We start from the raw sequence: 2,241 nt of genomic DNA, 5'->3' as shown, positions 1-2,241 counted from the left end.
TTGCTTCATCCCAATCCTGTCTGATAAAAGCAGACATTTGGTCACTTTTTAAAGTTGGACGTTTTGAACAGGTAAAAGTAATAATAGTGGGGTACTCCGATAGATTATATTTGCCGCCGAGACTATTTCCTTTAGTTTGAGCATTTACCTGAAACCAATATTGCTTTTTTTCTATTTCTCTTTTTCCCATAATATAACTCATCAGATGTATATCACCCCCCATCTTTAAAATACCATTTGTTCCTAAGCTGATGTTATAAGATTGTTTCTTATCTTGATTTTCAAAAGTATTTAGTACAATTATTGTATTATCAAGATCTACAGTGTATGCCTCATTATTATTGGCAGGGTAAAGAGAATTAATTTTGCTTTCAGCATCTTGCTTGGTCTGTACTTGGGATAAATTGATAAGTTTCATGCCAGATGGAGTAGACGCATTCTTGTGTGGTAAAAATGGAATCCCTAAATAGCGCGATGTGTTAGGTATGATTTCTTCTCTAGATGGATCTTTGCCCCCATCCCATAATCCATATGTACTACGATAAAAATTGCCATATTTATCATTTTTATAATCTATAACTTCTGTAAATGGATCAACATCCAGTTTTATAATTACTTTAGTTGCTTTTTTAATAGCTTCCTTATTAATCATGATATTATGTTTCAATACACCTCTAATAAAAGGAATCAAGTATTTACTATGGTTTTCATTAGGGACACCAGATTCGCCCCAAGCAACTGCTGGTTCTAGTCCTGTAACGGTCCCACCTTGAGAAATTGACCATAAGAAAGCTTTCATATTAAACATATATGGAAAATAATTTACATTTCCATTCGCATACTGTCCAGGATGTCCAAATTTTTTATGATCCCATAACCATGCATCAGACCATATACCATAATTATCTACCATTCCAGTCAATCCCATTCCCTGAATCGCGCTTGTACAGGTTAGTGCTCCCCACGGATCGGTTGTCTTATATAAAGGTACAAAATACTTCCCTATTTTTTTTTGTTTGAATCTATCATAATTAAGCTCTCCAAACATACTCCACTTGTTGTATCTCCAGTTCATATCTGAGTGAAAATAATACCTTCCATATTTTGCACACAGATCCATAGCAGCATCATTAAATTCTCTGGTGTAACCAGAATTGAAATATTCATAAAATAATTCACCTGAGGCAATTCCTATACAGTTGTCAAAATTTTGTAAAACATACTCAACCTCGCTTAAGGTTACCGCTCTATCACCCTGGTTTTCGTGATTAAAACCATCTGGCCTACCTATATCCATAATAAATGGATATCCTAGTTTATTTATTTTTTCGTAATACTTAATAACAGTATTTCCTTTTAAAAGATGTGGAAATGTAGTGGGATGATCTAGAACAAAGTTTTCTTTAAGATCATCAGGAATGATACTTTTTAATCTAGACAATGCATCCGATTCTAATCCAATACTCGAACGTAGTCTTGCATGAAAAATTGGGTTTTTATGGTTTATTTGTCGTTTTGGTTCTATTGCCGGAAGCGAAGTTTCAATTTTTACCGACATAACTTGCGACCAATTATTTTTGTTTTTTTCTGCAACTCTCCAATACCAAGTACCAGGTGTTAGTAGAGAAGCATCTTCATAGAATAAGAAATAAACATTTCCTGTATTATTTCCTTTAACATTAGTGGAGCGGTTAATAACATCCAGTCTAAAATTTGGATCTTTAGATATTTCTAAATAATAGGGGCCACCAGAATTGCTGTTTGCTTTAAAAGAAGCAGCAATTTGAGTCATTGTCATTCCATTTGGTGGTGAAATAGGTTTTATTTCTGCACATATAGATTGTACAAAAAAAAGAAACAAAACCATTAATTGAGGTTTTAAGCAATTCATTTTCATTGTGTTTGTTGGTTTGTGTTACGTTTATGTTTTCGCGAAAATAATTAAATTATTTTTTCACATTAACACAATGAATACCATTTACATACACCTTTTTACCTCAAAAATCAATTTTAATTATTCTTTTACACAAATTAACATACTTTAACAAATCAAATTCAAGACTATACATATTTAAACCAAAATAAGAAATCGAGGAAAATACTTTTATTGGTCACCTGTGTGTTCAAAAGCATTACAAAACGTAAATCATTTTTTTGTCAGTGAAAATGTAGCAACAAGGATATCTACTCTTTTCCTAATATTTCAATAAAACAACAAAAGTCCATTCATTGTTTGGAAAG

General features: G+C 32.2%; 1 protein-coding gene. It reads right to left on the bottom strand.

What is annotated here, in order from left to right:
• Nucleotides 1–1,891 (bottom strand): glycoside hydrolase family 98 domain-containing protein (locus AWE51_RS20995; RefSeq protein ID WP_157766185.1); only part of this gene is annotated, 1,891 nt, incomplete at its 3' end.
• Between the last annotated feature and the right edge of the window lie 350 nt (nt 1,892–2,241).

Origin of the sequence: Aquimarina aggregata (genome assembly GCF_001632745.1) — a bacterium.
Classification (GTDB): Bacteria; Bacteroidota; Bacteroidia; order Flavobacteriales; family Flavobacteriaceae; genus Aquimarina; species Aquimarina aggregata.
This window is presented reverse-complemented; position numbering and strand designations above follow the sequence as displayed.